The 16218-nt window shown below is 35.7% G+C and carries 12 protein-coding genes; 7 read left to right on the forward strand and 5 right to left on the reverse strand.

Annotation, left to right across the window (positions count from 1 at the left end; all coding sequences use genetic code 11):
* Positions 1 to 23 precede the first annotated feature (23 nt).
* From rpsA to K0U91_RS11650, 4 genes are all read left to right on the forward strand, one after another.
* Positions 24 to 1838, forward strand: coding sequence for a 30S ribosomal protein S1 (gene rpsA / locus K0U91_RS11635; protein ID WP_219969492.1), 1815 nt, complete (start codon positions 24 to 26; stop codon positions 1836 to 1838).
* A 155-nt stretch (positions 1839 to 1993) separates the two neighbouring features.
* Entirely contained in the window at positions 1994 to 4603 is a 2610-nt protein-coding gene (locus K0U91_RS11640) for a T9SS-dependent M36 family metallopeptidase (protein WP_220179749.1), read from the forward strand.
* A 115-nt stretch (positions 4604 to 4718) separates the two neighbouring features.
* Complete coding sequence (locus K0U91_RS11645; RefSeq protein WP_219969490.1) at positions 4719 to 5699, forward strand: EamA family transporter; 981 nt, start codon at positions 4719 to 4721, stop codon at positions 5697 to 5699.
* Positions 5700 to 5782: 83 nt separating this feature from the next.
* The gene (locus K0U91_RS11650; RefSeq protein ID WP_220179750.1) at positions 5783 to 6778 is read left to right on the forward strand and encodes an alpha/beta fold hydrolase; all 996 of its coding nucleotides are present in this window, start codon (positions 5783 to 5785) and stop codon (positions 6776 to 6778) included.
* Between the two features lie 314 nt (positions 6779 to 7092).
* Here K0U91_RS11650 and rplS read toward each other — a convergent pair whose 3' ends face one another.
* A complete protein-coding gene (gene rplS, locus K0U91_RS11655; RefSeq protein ID WP_007846341.1) occupies positions 7093 to 7449 on the reverse strand; it encodes a 50S ribosomal protein L19 in 357 nt (118 codons plus the stop codon).
* A gap of 255 nt (positions 7450 to 7704) precedes the next feature.
* Between rplS and K0U91_RS11660 the strand changes: the two genes are divergently transcribed.
* From K0U91_RS11660 to K0U91_RS11670, 3 genes are all read left to right on the forward strand, one after another.
* Positions 7705 to 10452, forward strand: a complete 2748-nt coding sequence (locus K0U91_RS11660) for a fibronectin type III domain-containing protein (RefSeq protein WP_220179751.1) — start codon at positions 7705 to 7707, stop codon at positions 10450 to 10452.
* 175 nt (positions 10453 to 10627) lie between these two features.
* On the forward strand, positions 10628 to 11332 hold the full coding sequence (locus K0U91_RS11665; RefSeq protein WP_219969487.1) for a CoA transferase subunit A: 705 nt from the start codon (positions 10628 to 10630) through the stop codon (positions 11330 to 11332).
* A 138-nt stretch (positions 11333 to 11470) separates the two neighbouring features.
* Complete coding sequence (locus tag K0U91_RS11670; RefSeq protein ID WP_220179752.1) at positions 11471 to 12124, forward strand: CoA transferase subunit B; 654 nt, start codon at positions 11471 to 11473, stop codon at positions 12122 to 12124.
* 72 nt (positions 12125 to 12196) lie between these two features.
* Here the strand turns inward: K0U91_RS11670 and metQ are convergent, their stop codons facing one another.
* The 4 genes from metQ to K0U91_RS11690 are packed head-to-tail and all read right to left on the reverse strand — an operon-like array spanning position 12197 to position 15740.
* Positions 12197 to 13006 (reverse strand): methionine ABC transporter substrate-binding lipoprotein MetQ, encoded by an 810-nt coding sequence (gene metQ / locus K0U91_RS11675; RefSeq protein WP_219969485.1) that lies wholly within the window; start codon positions 13004 to 13006, stop codon positions 12197 to 12199.
* Between the two features lie 45 nt (positions 13007 to 13051).
* Positions 13052 to 13708, reverse strand: coding sequence for a methionine ABC transporter permease MetI (metI, locus tag K0U91_RS11680; RefSeq protein WP_220179753.1), 657 nt, complete (start codon positions 13706 to 13708; stop codon positions 13052 to 13054).
* Positions 13701 to 14729 (reverse strand): methionine ABC transporter ATP-binding protein, encoded by a 1029-nt coding sequence (locus K0U91_RS11685; RefSeq protein WP_220179754.1) that lies wholly within the window; start codon positions 14727 to 14729, stop codon positions 13701 to 13703. Before K0U91_RS11685 ends, metI begins: the two co-directional genes overlap by 8 nt.
* A gap of 12 nt (positions 14730 to 14741) precedes the next feature.
* Positions 14742 to 15740: an EamA family transporter gene (locus K0U91_RS11690; RefSeq protein ID WP_220179755.1), complete on the reverse strand. Its 999-nt coding sequence runs from the start codon at positions 15738 to 15740 to the stop codon at positions 14742 to 14744.
* Positions 15741 to 16218: the final 478 nt, after the last annotated feature.

The raw sequence follows: 16218 nt of genomic DNA on the forward strand, positions 1-16218 counted from the left end.
TGGAATACAAATTTTATTAGAAAATGTCAAAAGAGACAAATTCAGCAGAGGTTATTCTTAACCAAAACGTAGCACCAGAACAATTTGACTGGGATTCTTTCGAATCTGGTCTTGATGCAGATGCTAGAAAAGAAAAAAGCGATCTTGAAGAAATCTATAACGGATCTCTTAGCAGCTTAAATGATAACGACGTTATCACTGGTAAAGTTGTAAGATTGACTGACAAAGAAGCTATCGTAGACATCGATTTCAAATCTGAAGGTGTTATTTCTCTTAACGAATTCCGTTACAACCCAGGCCTTAAAGTAGGTGATGATGTTGAAGTAATGGTAGACAGAAGAGAAGACAAAACTGGTCAGTTACAATTATCTCACAGAAAAGCTAGAACGCTTAAAGCTTGGGATAGAGTAAACGAACTTCACGAAACTGGAGAAATCGTTAACGGTTTTGTAAAATCTAGAACTAAAGGAGGTATGATCGTTGACGTACACGGTATCGAAGCATTCTTACCAGGTTCTCAAATCGACGTTAAGCCAATTAAAGATTACGATCAGTTCGTAGGTAAAACTATGGAGTTCAAAGTTGTGAAAATCAACCCTGAGTTCAAAAACGTAGTAGTATCTCACAAAGCACTGATCGAAGCAGATATCGAAGGTCAGAAAAAAGAAATCATCGCACAGCTTGAAAAAGGTCAGGTTCTTGAAGGTACTGTTAAGAATATTACTTCTTACGGTGTATTCGTAGATCTTGGTGGTGTAGACGGATTGATCCACATTACAGACCTTTCTTGGTCTAGAGTGAACCATCCATCTGAAATCTTAGAAGACGGACAAACTGTGAAAGTGGTTATCCTTGACTTTGATGACGAGAAAACAAGAATCCAATTGGGTATGAAGCAATTAGAAGCTCATCCTTGGGATGCTCTTTCTGCTGATATGAAAGTTGGTGATAAAGTAAAAGGAAAAGTAGTAGTTCTTGCTGACTATGGTGCATTCGTTGAGATCGCTCCAGGTGTAGAAGGATTAATACACGTTTCTGAAATGTCTTGGTCTACTCATTTGAGAAGTGCAGGAGATTTCGTAAAAGTAGGTGATGAAGTAGAAGCTGAAGTACTTACTTTGGATAGAGAAGACAGAAAAATCTCTCTAGGTATGAAACAATTATCTAAAGATCCTTGGGAAAATATCGAAGCTAAATATCCGGTAGGTTCTGAGCACGTTGGAACTGTAAGAAACTTTACAAACTTCGGTGTATTCGTAGAATTGGAAGAAGGTATCGACGGATTGATCTATATCTCAGACCTTTCTTGGACTAAGAAAATCAAGCATCCATCAGAATTCTGTGCAGTTGGTGATAAATTGAATGTTATCGTTCTTGAACTAGACATCCAGGCTAGAAGATTATCTCTAGGTCACAAACAATTGACAGAAAACCCATGGGATAAATTTGAAACTAAATATGCTGAAGGAACTGTACACGCTGGTAAAGCTGTAGAAGTGCACGATAAAGGTGCTTCTGTACAATTCGAAGATGCTGAAGTAGAAGCTTTCTGCCCTTCAAGATTATTAGAGAAAGAAGATGGATCTAAAATCAAAAAAGGTGAAGATGCTCAGTTCAAAGTAATCGAATTCAACAAAGAATTCAAGAGAGTTGTAGTTTCTCACACAGGTATCTTCAGAGACGAAGAGAAAAAGAATGCAAGAGAAGCTTCTAATAATAGATCTAACAATAACAACAATAGTAACACATCTTCTTCATCAAATAATGAAGAAAGATCAACTCTTGGTGATATCGATGTATTAGCAGAATTGAAAAGAAAAATGGAAGGAGGTAAATAATCTCAAATCATTTTGATACATATGAAGCCACTCGTAAGAGTGGCTTTTTTGTTTTTAGGTTTATTAATATTTTTACTAAACAATCATATTTGATCAAAATTTAGACAAAATTTACAAAAATGTTCCTATTTTTATAAAGTATTAACAATTAAATCATGGATGATAATTTTACTCATAAAATAAAAACAAAAAGCATTCAAATTCTGTTAGTGCTTTTAATTCCTTTTTTTGTTTTTTCTCAACAGCATAAGCGATTGATTACAAATTATATTCTTACCAATCAAATTCAGGATTTTAAAAAATCAGATTTGATAGACTTCGAAATTGATAATGTAGATCAATCAGAATCTTTAAACGGTGAAATTGTAAAAATTCAGCAAAAATTTAAAGGCTTCCCAATATACAATGCAGTCGGAACAGCTTTAATTAAAAATGAAAAAATTGTTTATTTTTCAGATTCTTTTATTAAAAATTACAATATTTCAACATCAAATATTGCAATAGTAAGTAAGGAACAAGCACTTGAAAAAATTGCGTCAGCTTTAGATAAAAAAGATGTGGCTAAATTTCAAATCATCGAAAATTCTGAAGCCGAACCTACACATAAAAATTTTGCGAGGCAAAACTTGACTTTTGTAGAAATCAATAATAATTTAAAACTAGCTTACCAGTTTTCCCTAAAAGAACCAAATTCTAAGAATTTCTGGAATATTTTGGTTGATGCGCATTCAGGAGAAATTCTAAATACAGATAATCTTACCGTTTCATGTAGTTTTCATCCCGGAGCATATGGTCATGATCATTCAAATGAAAACTTGGCTGATCCTTCAGACAAAACATACACATCACCAACTTTTCTACCTGATAATGCTTCTTACAATATATTTCCTCTTCCTATAGAAGCTCCCACTTTCGGAAGCAGATCAGTTCTTATGAATCCATGGATATTAGCCTCTTCTCCTGAAGGATGGCATTCTGATGGAGCAAATCATTACACAAGCACCCGAGGGAATAATGTCTATGCATACGAAGATACTGCAAACTCAGATCAGCCCGGTTATTCTCCTGACGGAGGATTAAGCAGAAATTTCAACTTCCCTTTTTCTGTTAACGGCACTCCTCTGTTCAACCAAAATGCAGCCATTACCAATTTATTTTATGTCAATAACAGGGTACACGATATTTTTTATCAATTCGGGTTCACAGAGTCTGCAAGAAATTTTCAGCAAAACAATTTTGGTAAAGGTGGTGCAGGAAATGATTATGTAAAAGCTGAAGCACAGGACGGCGGTGGTTTAAACAATGCAAACTTTACAACACCTTCCGATGGAAATAGACCTTTGATGCAGATGTATCTTTGGTCAACAGCCAACAGATATTTTTTCTACAATGCTCCTTTATCAGCGGTTTTACGTGTTCCTCAGGCAAATCCCGCTCAGTTTGGTCCGCAACTTAATGGAACAGGAGTGACAGCAGATGTTGCTTTAGCGGGTAATATCAATGCTTGCTCTCCGTTACCAGCAGGATCTTTATCCGGAAAAATTGGCCTTATTGAAAGAGGTGGTCCTTCTACCTGCACATTTGTTGTTAAAGTAAAAAATGCTCAGAATGCGGGAGCTGTTGCGGCGATCATTTATAATAACCCTGCTGCTATCAATTTCCCTTCTTCAATGGGCGGAATAGATGCAACGATAACAATACCTTCTGTTCTGATTACGAATGATGAAGGAGAATATATTAAAAATCAATTAAACAATTCGGCAACAGTAAATGTAACATTAAAAAGTGATCCTGCAACTGCAGTTAAACCAGATGGAAGCTTTGATAACGGAATTATCACCCACGAATACGGTCACGGAATTTCAAACAGATTGACAGGAAACGGATCTACTTGTCTTCTAAAATCTCAAAGCAAAGAACAAATGGGGGAAGGCTGGTCAGATTTTTTTGCATTGATGTTGACCAACAGTCCTGGCGATAATGCCAATGTTCCGAGAAGTATCGGATCTTATACAAGCGGACAGCTGCCTGGTGGTATGGGATTTAGGCCAGCAAAGTACTCTCCGGATTTTTCAATCAATGATTACACTTACGGTGATACAAACGGAATGGAGATTGAAGAAGATTCTGAGATTGTGCCCGATGTTCACAGAATAGGATTTGTCTGGGCAAGTATGCTTTGGGATTTGCATTGGCAATATGCGGCGAAATATGGTTATTCGTCTGATGTAACTTCAAATATGACCAGCGGAAGCGCACGGGTCTTACAGTTGATAACCAATGCTCTCAAACTTCAGGCTTGTAATCCTACATTTATTGATGGTCGTAACGCGATATTATCCGCTGAAATGATTACCACGAAAGGTGAAGACCGATGTGTGATCTGGAAAACTTTTGCAAAAAGAGGTTTAGGCCTGAATGCATTAGCGGGAAACAAAATGAATATCAGTGATCAGGTGGAAGATTTTTCGATTCCTAAAGACTGTACTGATGGAAATTCAAATATACCTGTTGATAAAAATTTGATAGCAATCTATCCTAATCCTACAAAAGATGAATTTTTTATTTATCTAAAAGATTATACCATAGGGAATGTTCATGTTCAGGTATATGATATGTCAGGCAAATTGGTTTTGTCTGAAAACAGATCTTCTCCCGATTCTAGAATTCCTGTTTCTACAAAAGATTTTGAAAATGGAGTGTATGTTGTAAAATTAGAGGGAGTAGGAATTAATATTACTTCGAAAATAATTGTCAAAAAATAAGGCTTAAAAGATTCTGCGATTTTATCATTTCAGATTTCTAGGTTGATTTAATTTAATATTGAAACTGATTCCGATAAATTTTTATATTGTAACTTTGCCGGCTGAAAAATAGGGTATGGGGAAGAAGAATATTTTAAAAGGAGTTTTATTTGTCGGGGTCGGAGCAAGTATTTATGGTATGTTGGCAACCTTTGTGAAGATGTCTTACAAGGATGGTTTTACAACTTCTGAAGTTACAACCGCACAGTTTGTGATGGGATTTGTAGGTTTATTGATCTTAAATTTCATACAGACCATCACATCAAAAAAAACATTGATATCACCGAGCCGGAAAGAATTTAAGATGCTGATGTTAGCCGGAACCTCTTTGGGATGTACAAGTCTGTTCTACTACATTTCAGTGCAATATATCAATGTTTCTATTGCTATTGTTTTGCTGATGCAGTCCGTTTGGTTCAGTGTTGTTGCCGAAAGTTTTTTAACCAAAAAATTACCTAATCTTAGAAAAGTAATCTCAGTTTGTATAGTGCTGCTGGGAACGATTTTAGCAACCAATATAATCAATCTGGAAGTAAAGATTGACTGGCATGGTGTATTTTGGGGGCTTTTAGCTGCAGCTTCATTCACGATGACGATGTTTACATCCAATACTCTGGCAACGGGTTTGCCGGTACTTAGAAAAAGTATTATTATGCTTTCGGGAGGTTCGGTTATTATCTTTTTATTTTTATTTTTTGCGCAGATCGGCCCTCTTTATTCTGATGAATTAAAATCATTTTATTTAAATTTTACCGAAAATACAGAGCATATTCGGCCGTTTGAGTATTCGATTTTCTGGACGTATGGTTTTGTTCTGGCTTTATTCGGAACCATAATTCCGCCTATTTTATTTAATTTAGGCTTTCCGAGTACAGGTTTGGGATTGGGTAGTATTATTTCGTCTTTAGAGCTTCCTGTTTCGGTAACGATGGCTTACGTTCTTTTAGGAGAAGAGGTGCTTATGATCCAATGGTTCGGGATCGTATTGATATTATTTGCCATTGTTTTGATGAACTTACCTCCGAAAAGCCAAAACATTGCAACAGAACTTTCTTAAAAAGTATAATTAAATCATAAATAATAACAGAAACCGTTTCCTTTGAAGCGGTTTTTTTAAATTTATATCTAAAATAAATTTTCATGAAATATCTAAAGAGTACTGCAGTTATCATGTTTTTTTCATTTGCATCAATTTCCGTGTTTTCTCAGATAAAACCTTTAGATGCAATGCTTTTAAACTACCAATATCCTTTTGAGGTTTATTATAAAAATCTAAATTCTCAAAAGCAAAGTCTCAAAATGGCGTATATGGATGTTGCTCCAAAAAAATCCAACGGCAAAACAATCATGCTCCTTCATGGGAAAAATTTTAACGGAGCCTATTGGGAAAAAACGGCAAAAAATTTATCAGATAAAGGTTGTCGAGTGATTATTCCTGATCAGATTGGCTTCGGAAAATCTTCAAAACCGCAAAGTTATCAGTTTTCATTTGCGCAGTTGGCAGAAAATACCAAAACAATTTTAGATGATCTAAAAATTGATAAATTGATTGTTTTAGGCCATTCAATGGGTGGAATGCTCGCAACAAGATTTACCTTAATGTATCCTGAATCGGTAGAAAAATTAATTCTTGAAAACCCGATCGGATTAGAAGACTACAAAGTTTTAGCAAAATATCAAACTGTTGACGAAGCATATCAATCTGAATTAAAAAATACAGCAGAAAGCTATAAAAATTATCAGTTAAAATTTTATTATGACAACAAATGGAAAGCAGAATATCAGCCGTGGCTTGATCTCATTGCCGGCTGGACTTTACACAAAGACTATCCAAAAGTTGCATGGAATGCGGCACTAACGAGTGATATGATCATCAATCAGCCTGTAGTCTATGAATTCAAAAACATCAAAACTCCAACCTTACTGATTATCGGCACAGGAGATCGTACAGCGATCGGAAAAGACCGTGCTCCCAAAGAAATTCAGCCAACTATGGGACAGTATCAGGAATTAGGCAAAATGACACAACATCAAATCACTGGCTCAAAACTGGTTGAATTAGATAATGTCGGTCACCTTCCTCATATTGAAGTTTATGACAAATTTTGGAACGCGTTATATGACTTTATTAAATAGGATAGAAGATGGAAGCTGGGTGCTGGAAATCTATAATCTTGAAAATAATTCAAGTTTAAGATACATTACTCAAATATTATAAACCCAACAAAAATTCTCATCCTTTGTAGGGGTGGCAAAAATTCAAAGAATTTTTGCCGGGGTGGTTTTAAATCGTCTTCTTTTTCCTAGCCCCGATTGCAGAGAAAATCCTTTTTTGAAAAAAAAGATTGCAACGAAAAGCGGGAAAAAGCTCCTTAAAAACAAAAACACACTCCAAATAAAGAGAGACCACTAAAATTAGCGGTCTCTCTTCGTATGTGTTGTTGTCTGAATTATTTCTTCTTGTAAGCAGCGTCTTTAATTCTCGCTTTTTTACCTCTAAGGTCTCTGAAGTAGTAAATTCTAGATCTTCTAACTTTACCTCTTCTGTCAACTTCGATTTTTTGAAGAGCTGGCATGTTGATAGGGAAAACTCTCTCTACCCCTACATCACCACTCATTTTTCTGATTGTAAAAGTCTTAGTAGAACCTGTTCCTCTCAATTGGATTACAGTTCCTTTAAAGAACTGAGTTCTTGTTTTTTGACCTTCCTTAATCTCGTAATACACCGTGATGGTATCACCAGCTTTGAATTCTGGGAATTCTTTTTTTGTAATGTACTTGTCTTGTACGTACTTTAATAAATCCATTATTAATAAAATAAAATGTGTTACGCTAAGCAACTTACACGGACTTCGTCAGAGGTTGAATAACAGGTTGCAAATATATGAATACTTTTTGAATATCCCAAACAATTTTACATCGTTAAAATGTGTTTTTCAGACCCTTTCAACAAAAAGTTAATAGTTGTTTATCATTAAAGTCATTTTCAGTTTATAAGTGAAATTTATATTTGCCGCATTGTAAATGATCACTCTTAAAAAATTAACTCAAGAAAAATTACCATGAGGCATTATCTATTATTCTTTTTTTTCGTCGTCCAGATTACTTATGCTCAGGTTTTGTACCCTTATTTACAAAATCCTGCTCATAATTCTATGATTGTCAATTGGAAGACAGGTTCAAACAGCGAAACCACTGTTCTGTACGGAAATTCTCCGACAAACCTTAATGTAACAGTAACAGGAACTACCAATATTTTTTCTGATACAGGATATAACAACAATTATTATTATCACACAGCAAAGATTCCCAACCTACAGCCAAATACCAAGTATTATTATAAAATAAAAACGGGAACCAGCGAATCTGATGTATATAATTTTAGAACTCTTCCGCTTCCCGGTCAGCCGGTAACTTTGGATGGTAAAATCAGGTTTTTGATCATGGGAGACAACCAGATCAAAGCAGAACCAAGATACGATTCGTTAAATTACAAAGCGTATAAAAAACTAAAGGAAAAGTTTGGAGTCAATTCAGATCCTTCAGACAATATTGCTTTAACGTTTATGGTGGGAGATCAGGTAGATGTAGGAACGCTCGATCATTATGAAAATGTTCATTTCAAAAAAAATAGAAAATTGTCACCTTATCTTCCGATTTTGACCACAGTGGGAAATCACGAGACATATGGTACTTTAGGAATGAATTCTTATTACGCACATTTTAATATTGATGAAATCAGCTATAAAAATATCACGTCCGGTAACGAAAACTATTACGCACAGCAAGCCGGAAACGTTTTATTTATCAGCTTAAGTTCAGAGCACACCGGTGCAGCACAGCAAACATGGCTTCAGCAGATTTTAAATGCAGCCAATACCGATTCTACAGTCGACTGGATTATTTCTTTGAGTCACAGACCATATCAGGCAGAGCAATATGTAGGGGATATTTCTACATGGGTAAGGAATAATGCAGTGCCCCTTTTAGCAGGATCTGATAAATATTTGATGCACGTAGGAGCGCATCATCACCTTTATCATAGAGGACAGCTAAAAAACACTCCGAATTATCAGATCATTTCCGGTGGAACGGCTTGGGATCAATATTGGGGAATGTCAACTGAGCAGGATTTTGACGACGTGCAGAAAACCTTGACAGATTGGACATATCAGATCATCGAGGTCGATGTCACCAACGGAAAAGTAGATATCGAAAGTTATTCTATCGGAGGTATTTATACCCAAAAAGACAACGTTTTGATAGATTCATTCCACCGTTATAAAAACAAGCCAAAACCTCTGAAGCCCTCAATTACCAACATTTTTACAGCACCTGTTACTTTACCTTTAACGCTGAATGGAAGTACATTCTCTTCACCGGCGAACGAACTTTTAAATACTACTCAGTTTTTAGTGAGTAAAGTCGCTGACTTTTCAGTGATCGAAAAAGATTTTTATAGGGATTATGAAAACTGGTTCGGAAAAGATGGAAACGGGAATCCGGATCTTACTAAAAATCTTAACGCTGGTGTTGATATTACGAAAATTACATTTGCAGCAAATTCAATCACCAATGGTACATATTATGTGAAAACCCGCTACAGAGACAGAAATATGGAGTGGAGCGACTGGAGCGATGTGAAACAATTTCAGGTCATAGGAAGTGTAGTTTCAAACCCTAGTTTTTCTTTAGATAAAACAGAATATTTACAGAACGAAGCGATCACAGCTACTTTCAATGACGGACCAGGAAACCAGCAAGATTGGATAGGGATTTACAAAAAAGGTCAAAACCCGGCAACTGCTACTTCTCAAAGTTTTGTTTATACCAACGGACAAACTTCAGGAGTAAAAACTTTTGCAAACGGTTTACCTACTAAAGGCCAATATTTTGCAGGATTTTTTGCTAACAATGGTTATACAGAGATTGCACCTAAGAAAAACTTCTACGTAGGGCCAAAAGTTGTACTTCAGACAACCGCTGATGCTTATCCGGTAGGTGGGACAGTTGTAGTTAATTTTAATAACGGACCAAATTTAGTAAAAGACTGGATCGGTATTTACAAAATGGGGCAGGTTCCGGGGCCGACTCCTTCCGCTAAATGGAGTTATGTAACGACTGCAGCAGGAACATTGAGCTTTACGGGACTTCCGAAAGGATATTATTATGCGCAGTATTTTCTTGAAGACGGCTATTCAACCGTGGGAGAAAAGGTCTTTTTCAAGGTGGGCGATATTGTTACAGAGTTATGGATCAATAAGCCGGTGTATACTTTAGGTGAAAATATTACTGCCTCATGGACGGACTCTCCGGGAATTATAAAAGATTGGTTAGGTATTTATCCTCAAAGTGTTACAGTTCCGGATGATAATTTTGTTTCATATACCTATTTTGATGGGGTTACTCAAGGTACAAAAACTATTACAGGAAATGTAAATGGAGTACCAACCACTGCAGGTAATTATTACATGGTGATGTTTACCAACGATTCTTACACAGAAGTTTCAAACAGAGTACAGTTTCAGGTAACCTCAGGAACTTTAGGAACAGAAGAAACGAAAAATAAAACTGAGAAAAATGTAGTGTTATATCCCAACCCGACAAAACCGGGACAGCCAACTTTCATTAAGAGTGACTATCCTATTGAAAAGATTGAGCTGTTATCGGCAGCAGGTCAACTGCTATACAAATCTGAAAACGTACAAAACCAGCGTTTTTCTTTAGTAAATGAAAACCTTCCGAAAGGCGTTTATTTTGTAAAAGTATACACCAGAAAATTATTTACTCTAAAATTAATTGTCGAATAATACGATTCACAACTTACTGATAAAGAGCGGAACTTGTTTCCGCTTTTTTGTTTTTAATCCTATCGAAAATTAAATCAATACAGTGTAAATTTTTAATCTGTTTCAAAATTAAATTGAAATACCGCGGATGTAATAAAAATGTTTAAATTTAAAACTGAAAAAATTCAAATATTTCATGATAGATAAAAGAGTAAAAAATGCTGCTGCAGCTATTGAAGGAATCAAAGACGGGATGACCCTTATGCTTGGAGGATTTGGTCTTTGCGGAATACCCGAAAATTCAATTAATGCTTTGGTAGAAAGTGATGTAAAAGATCTGACCTGCATTTCAAATAATGCAGGTGTTGATGATTTCGGGTTAGGATTATTGCTTCACAAAAGGCAGATCAAAAAAATGATTTCTTCTTACGTAGGAGAAAATGCAGAATTCGAAAGACAAATGCTTTCGGGCGAATTAGATGTTGAATTGACACCACAAGGAACTTTAGCAGAAAAATGCCGTGCCGCACAAGCCGGAATTCCTGCTTTCTACACACCTGCCGGTTTCGGAACAGAAGTCGCACAGGGAAAAGAGGTAAAAGAGTTTAAAGGAAAACCTCATATTTTGGAGCATGCTTATGAAGCCGATTATTCTATTGTAAAGGCCTGGAAAGGAGATCATGCCGGAAATTTAATTTTCAAAGGATCAGCAAGAAACTTTAACCATCCGATGGCGGGTGCAGGGAAAATTACCATTGCTGAAGTAGAAGAATTAGTAGCTCCGGGAGAATTAGATCCCAACCAGATTCACATTCCCGGAATTATGATTCAGAGAATCTTTCAGGGAGAAAAATTCGAAAAAAGAATTGAGCAGCGCACTGTCAGAAAGAAAGATAATTAAGAATTATTATTTAAACAATTTGAATAATAAAATTTGTATGACTTGCTGAGTGGGAAGCCTTTGCGAACGTAAAAGCAGGATCAATCTAAAAAAGGCTTGTCCCGAAAATTCAGGATTATAAAAATCAAATTTAAAAAAATGTTAAGTAAAGAAGATATAGCAAAACGTATTTCAAAAGAAGTGAAAGACGGATATTACGTAAACTTAGGAATCGGGATCCCGACTTTAGTGGCAAACTATGTCCCGGATAATCTTTCGGTAGAGTTTCAAAGTGAAAACGGAGTTTTAGGAATGGGCCCTTTTCCGTACGAAGGTGAAGAAGATGCAGATGTCATTAACGCAGGAAAACAGACGATTACCATTTTAGAAGGCGGTTCCTTTTTCGATTCTGCATTCAGTTTCGGAATGATCAGAAGCCAGAAAGTTGATCTGACTATTCTCGGAGCCATGGAAGTTTCAGAAAACGGAGATATCGCCAACTGGAAAATCCCTGGCAAAATGGTAAAAGGCATGGGTGGCGCCATGGATTTGGTAGCTTCTGCCGAAAACATTATCGTAGCAATGATGCATGTCAACAAAGCCGGCGAGAGTAAAATCCTGAAAAAATGTACACTCCCTCTTACAGGAATCAACTGCGTGAAAAAAGTAGTTACAGAACTGGCTGTTTTAGATGTAACTCCAGCCGGATTCAAGCTTGTCGAGAGAGCTCCAGGTGTTTCGGTAGAGCATATCATCAAATCTACAGAAGCAGATTTAATTATTGAAGGCGATATTCCTGAAATGTCAATCTGATAAAATAAAAAGGCTGTCTAAGAAAGACAGCTTTTTTTTAAGAATAAATAGGTTTCGAAACAAATTTTTGTTTCAAAACCCCCGCACTGCACCACCTTTAAATATTTCATCGGCTTTTTTAGCAACTTCTTCAGACTGATAAGATTTTAAAAAATTTTTAACATTTTCATTATTCTTATTATCTTCCCTAGAAACCACCACATTCATGTATGGTGAATCTTTATCTTCTTTAAATAGTCCAAATTTATCAGCATCTAATCCTGCTTGCGCAGCAAAATTATTGTTGATAATAGCAATTACCACCTCTTTATCGTCCAAAACTCTCGGCAGTTGAGGTGCTTCAATTTCTAAAATCTTTAAGTGCTTTTGATTGCCAATAATGTCAGTCACTTTTGGTAATAAGCCAACTTCACTTTTAAGCTTTAATAAACCGTTTTTCTGAAGCAGAAGCAAGGATCTTCCCCCATTTGTCGGATCGTTTGGAATCACGATTGTGCTTCCATTCTGAAGCTCGGAAATATTTTTAATCTTTTTTGAATAAGCGATAATTGGATACACAAAAGTATTTCCAATCACAGCCAATTTATAACCACGCTGTTTTGATTGTTCGTTTAAATAAGGAACATGCTGAAAAGCATTTGCATCAATATCCCCGTTATTAAGTGCTTCGTTTGGAATTACATAATCATTGAAAGAGATGAGTTCTACTTCCAGATTATATTTTTCTTTGGCTACTTTTTTCGCAGTTTCGGCAATTTCCTGCTCAGGACCAGAAGTGATCCCGACTTTAATATAATTCGGATTATCTTTTTTTGGCGAATTACACGCATTCAATAAAAGCAAACCTGCTGCTACAAAACTTAGAATTTTTATTTTTTTCATTGTAAATTATTTTTTTAACTATATAACTATAAAACTGCAGTAAACTTATCGATGATCAAACCTCTTTGCCAAGCGATCCCCTGCAAACTGAATGATAAACACCAAAGCCACGAGAAGACCTAGAACCAGATTCATAATCACAGCATCATAACCGATATATCCGTACTGATAGCCGATCTGTCCCAATCCACCTGCACCGACTGCTCCTCCCATTGCAGAATAACCCACCAATGTAATCAGCGTAATACTCGCGTTGTTAATGAGCGATGGTAATGCTTCTGGCAATAAAACTTTTCTGATAATTTGAAATGGACTCGCTCCCAAAGCTCTTGCAGTTTCAATCAAGCCTTGCGGAATTTCGAGCAGACTGTTTTCAACCAATCTTGCAATAAAAGGAGCCGCACCGATACTTAAAGGAACCAATGCAGCATTGACGCCGATTGAAGTTCCCACTAAAGATCTGGTGAAAGGGATCATCCACACAATAAGAATAATAAAAGGAATAGACCTGAAAATATTCACTAAAACAGACAGAATTCTGTTGTAAATAATATTCTCTAAAAGCTGGCCTTTTTTAGTTAAAAATAAAAGAATTCCTACTGGTAATCCTAATGAAAAACCAAATAATCCCGAAGCAAAAGTCATGTATATCGTTTCCCAAAGTCCTTTAGATAAAAGGGAAATCACGTTTTCATTAAGCATATCCTCTTAGTGTATTTTGAATTTTATTTTGATTGAAATAATAGAATGCTTTTTGGTTTTCTTCGTATTTTCCTTTTAATTGAAGCAATAGCGTTCCAATGTTTGCATTCCCCAAATATTCCACATCTGCTTTCAAAAGCTGGTAAGGAATTTTATATTCGTTGTATATTTTCGAAAGCAAATTTTCTACACTTATGTCTTCGTTAAGTTCAACTTCAACCAATGGAAATAAGCCGTCCTGTGGTTCTTTCTGAAGTGTTTTTGTGAATTCCTGAGGTATTGTCATGTTTCCTGAGTTTATAAATTTTTTGATGATCGGATGATCTCTGTTTGAGATAATCTCTTTGAGTGTTCCCTTTACAACCAATTTTCCTTCATCAATGACAGAAACGTGGTTGCAAATGGCTTTGATAACATCCATTTCGTGTGTAATAAGCAAAATGGTGATTCCTAAACGATGATTGATGTCTTTTAAAAGTTCTAAAATAGATTTCGTTGTTGCAGGATCCAGTGCACTCGTCGCTTCGTCGCAAAGCAGCAAGTAAGGATCATTGGCTAAAGCTCTCGCAATCGCAACCCTCTGTTTTTGTCCACCCGACAGACTTTTAGGATAATCATTAGCTTTATCTTCCAACCCGACAATTTTTAAAAGTTCATTGACTTTCTCACGAATTTGATCTTTTTTAAGCTGATCCAATTCCAAAGGAAGCGCTACATTTTCAAAAACTGTTCTTGAAGAAAGCAGATTAAAATGCTGGAAAATCATCCCGATCTTTTTACGCTCTTTGGCCAGTTGTTTTGAATTTAATGTTGTGAAATCTGTTCCGTTGATGATGATTTGTCCCTGATCCGGTCTTTCCAAAAGATTGACGGTTCGGATCAATGTACTTTTTCCAGCTCCGGAAAAACCGATGATTCCTACAATATCTCCCTCCTCAATGTTGAGGCTTATGTCATCCAAAGCCTTGAAAGACTGTTTCTTCTGATGGAATGTTTTTGAAATGTTTATAATTTCTATCATTATTTATTTTAATTACATGGGTTGATAAGGTCTGCTGATTTTGTTAAACTGTCTTACAGCTCTTCTGATCTTTGTTTTTGATCTTTTAGAAAGTTTAAAATATTTGGTGACGTTCGTTAAAAGAACTCCAATTAGGATGATAAGTAATCCGTACAGCTGATTTCCGTTGATTGTCTGATTGGCAATGATAAATCCTGAAATAACGGTAACGATCGGATTGATATAAGTATGCGTACTAACAATGGCTGCAGGTTTTACTGATAAAAGCCAGATATAAGATATATACGCAATAATAGATCCGAAGAAAATCAAAAATAATAAACCTAACCAAGCCGAAAGGGGAACTGCTGTGATTGAAAAACCGGTCCATTCATTTCTAAAAAATGCAACAAGAAATGCAACAAGACCTGCAATGATCAACTGCTGCGAAATATTCATAAAGGTTGAATGATCGGCCGGGTTTTTCTTTGAATATAAAGATCCCAAAACCCATGCTACCGAACTTAATGCGAGAACAATAAAGGCGATTATTCTGAGAGAGGCATTTGCATTTGCAGTATGAGTATTTACACTTCCGTTTAAAAATAAAATCAGTCCTGCAAATCCTAACAGTAACCCAATCGGAATAAATTTGTCTGAAAAGTAATAGCTCCAGTTCTTTTTGTCGATGGCAATGAACCAAAACGGTCCGGTTGCAATAGCGATGGCAGCTTCGGAAGCAGTAACGTATTGTTCACCCCACGCAACAAGACCTGTTCCTCCGGTCAGAATCAGAATTCCTGTTACTGCATTTTTCCACCAGTTTTTCAGTGAATTTGCTTTTTCACCTTTTGCTGTAAGATAACCGATGAGTAAAATTCCGGCAGCAAAGAATCTGAATCCCGAAAGTATAAAGGGCGGAAATCCTGTCAATCCGAATGAGATGGCGAGGAAAGTAATTCCCCAGATGATATAAATGTTGGCAAAGGCTACGGGAACCAGCCACTTGTTTTTAAAATCAGTTGTTTTCATATTGTTTTATTCACTTGTTTTTTCAAATAAAAAAGGCTCTACAACGTGGTAAAGCCTTTAAAAAATATGTCATAATAAAAGTAAGGTCATCCACTAAAATATATATATAAAGGCATACAGCAATACATCATCATATGCATGATGTTGATCTTCTTCATAGAATTGTATCTGAATTTTGTTTTCATTTTCATTTCCAAACCTGATTACGGTTGCAAATATAAAACATAAATTTTTATTAGTCTACTTTTTTAGTAGACTTTTTAATGATTTCTTTTTAAGTATTTGATTTTTAGATGTTTATTTTAAGAAATTAATCAATATTTCTGTTGTATTTAATTTCTTAAAAATGAAAATTTAAAAAAGCTATTCGAAGAGAGTTTTCTATATGTAATGAAGTCATAAAACTTTTGTAATTAGAAATATTAACTGATAATCTTTCAAATCCCACACCATTAAGTCAAAAAAAATCCCGAATTTT

This window comes from Chryseobacterium sp. LJ668 (genome assembly GCF_019613955.1).
In the GTDB taxonomy this organism is placed as follows: domain Bacteria; phylum Bacteroidota; class Bacteroidia; order Flavobacteriales; family Weeksellaceae; genus Chryseobacterium.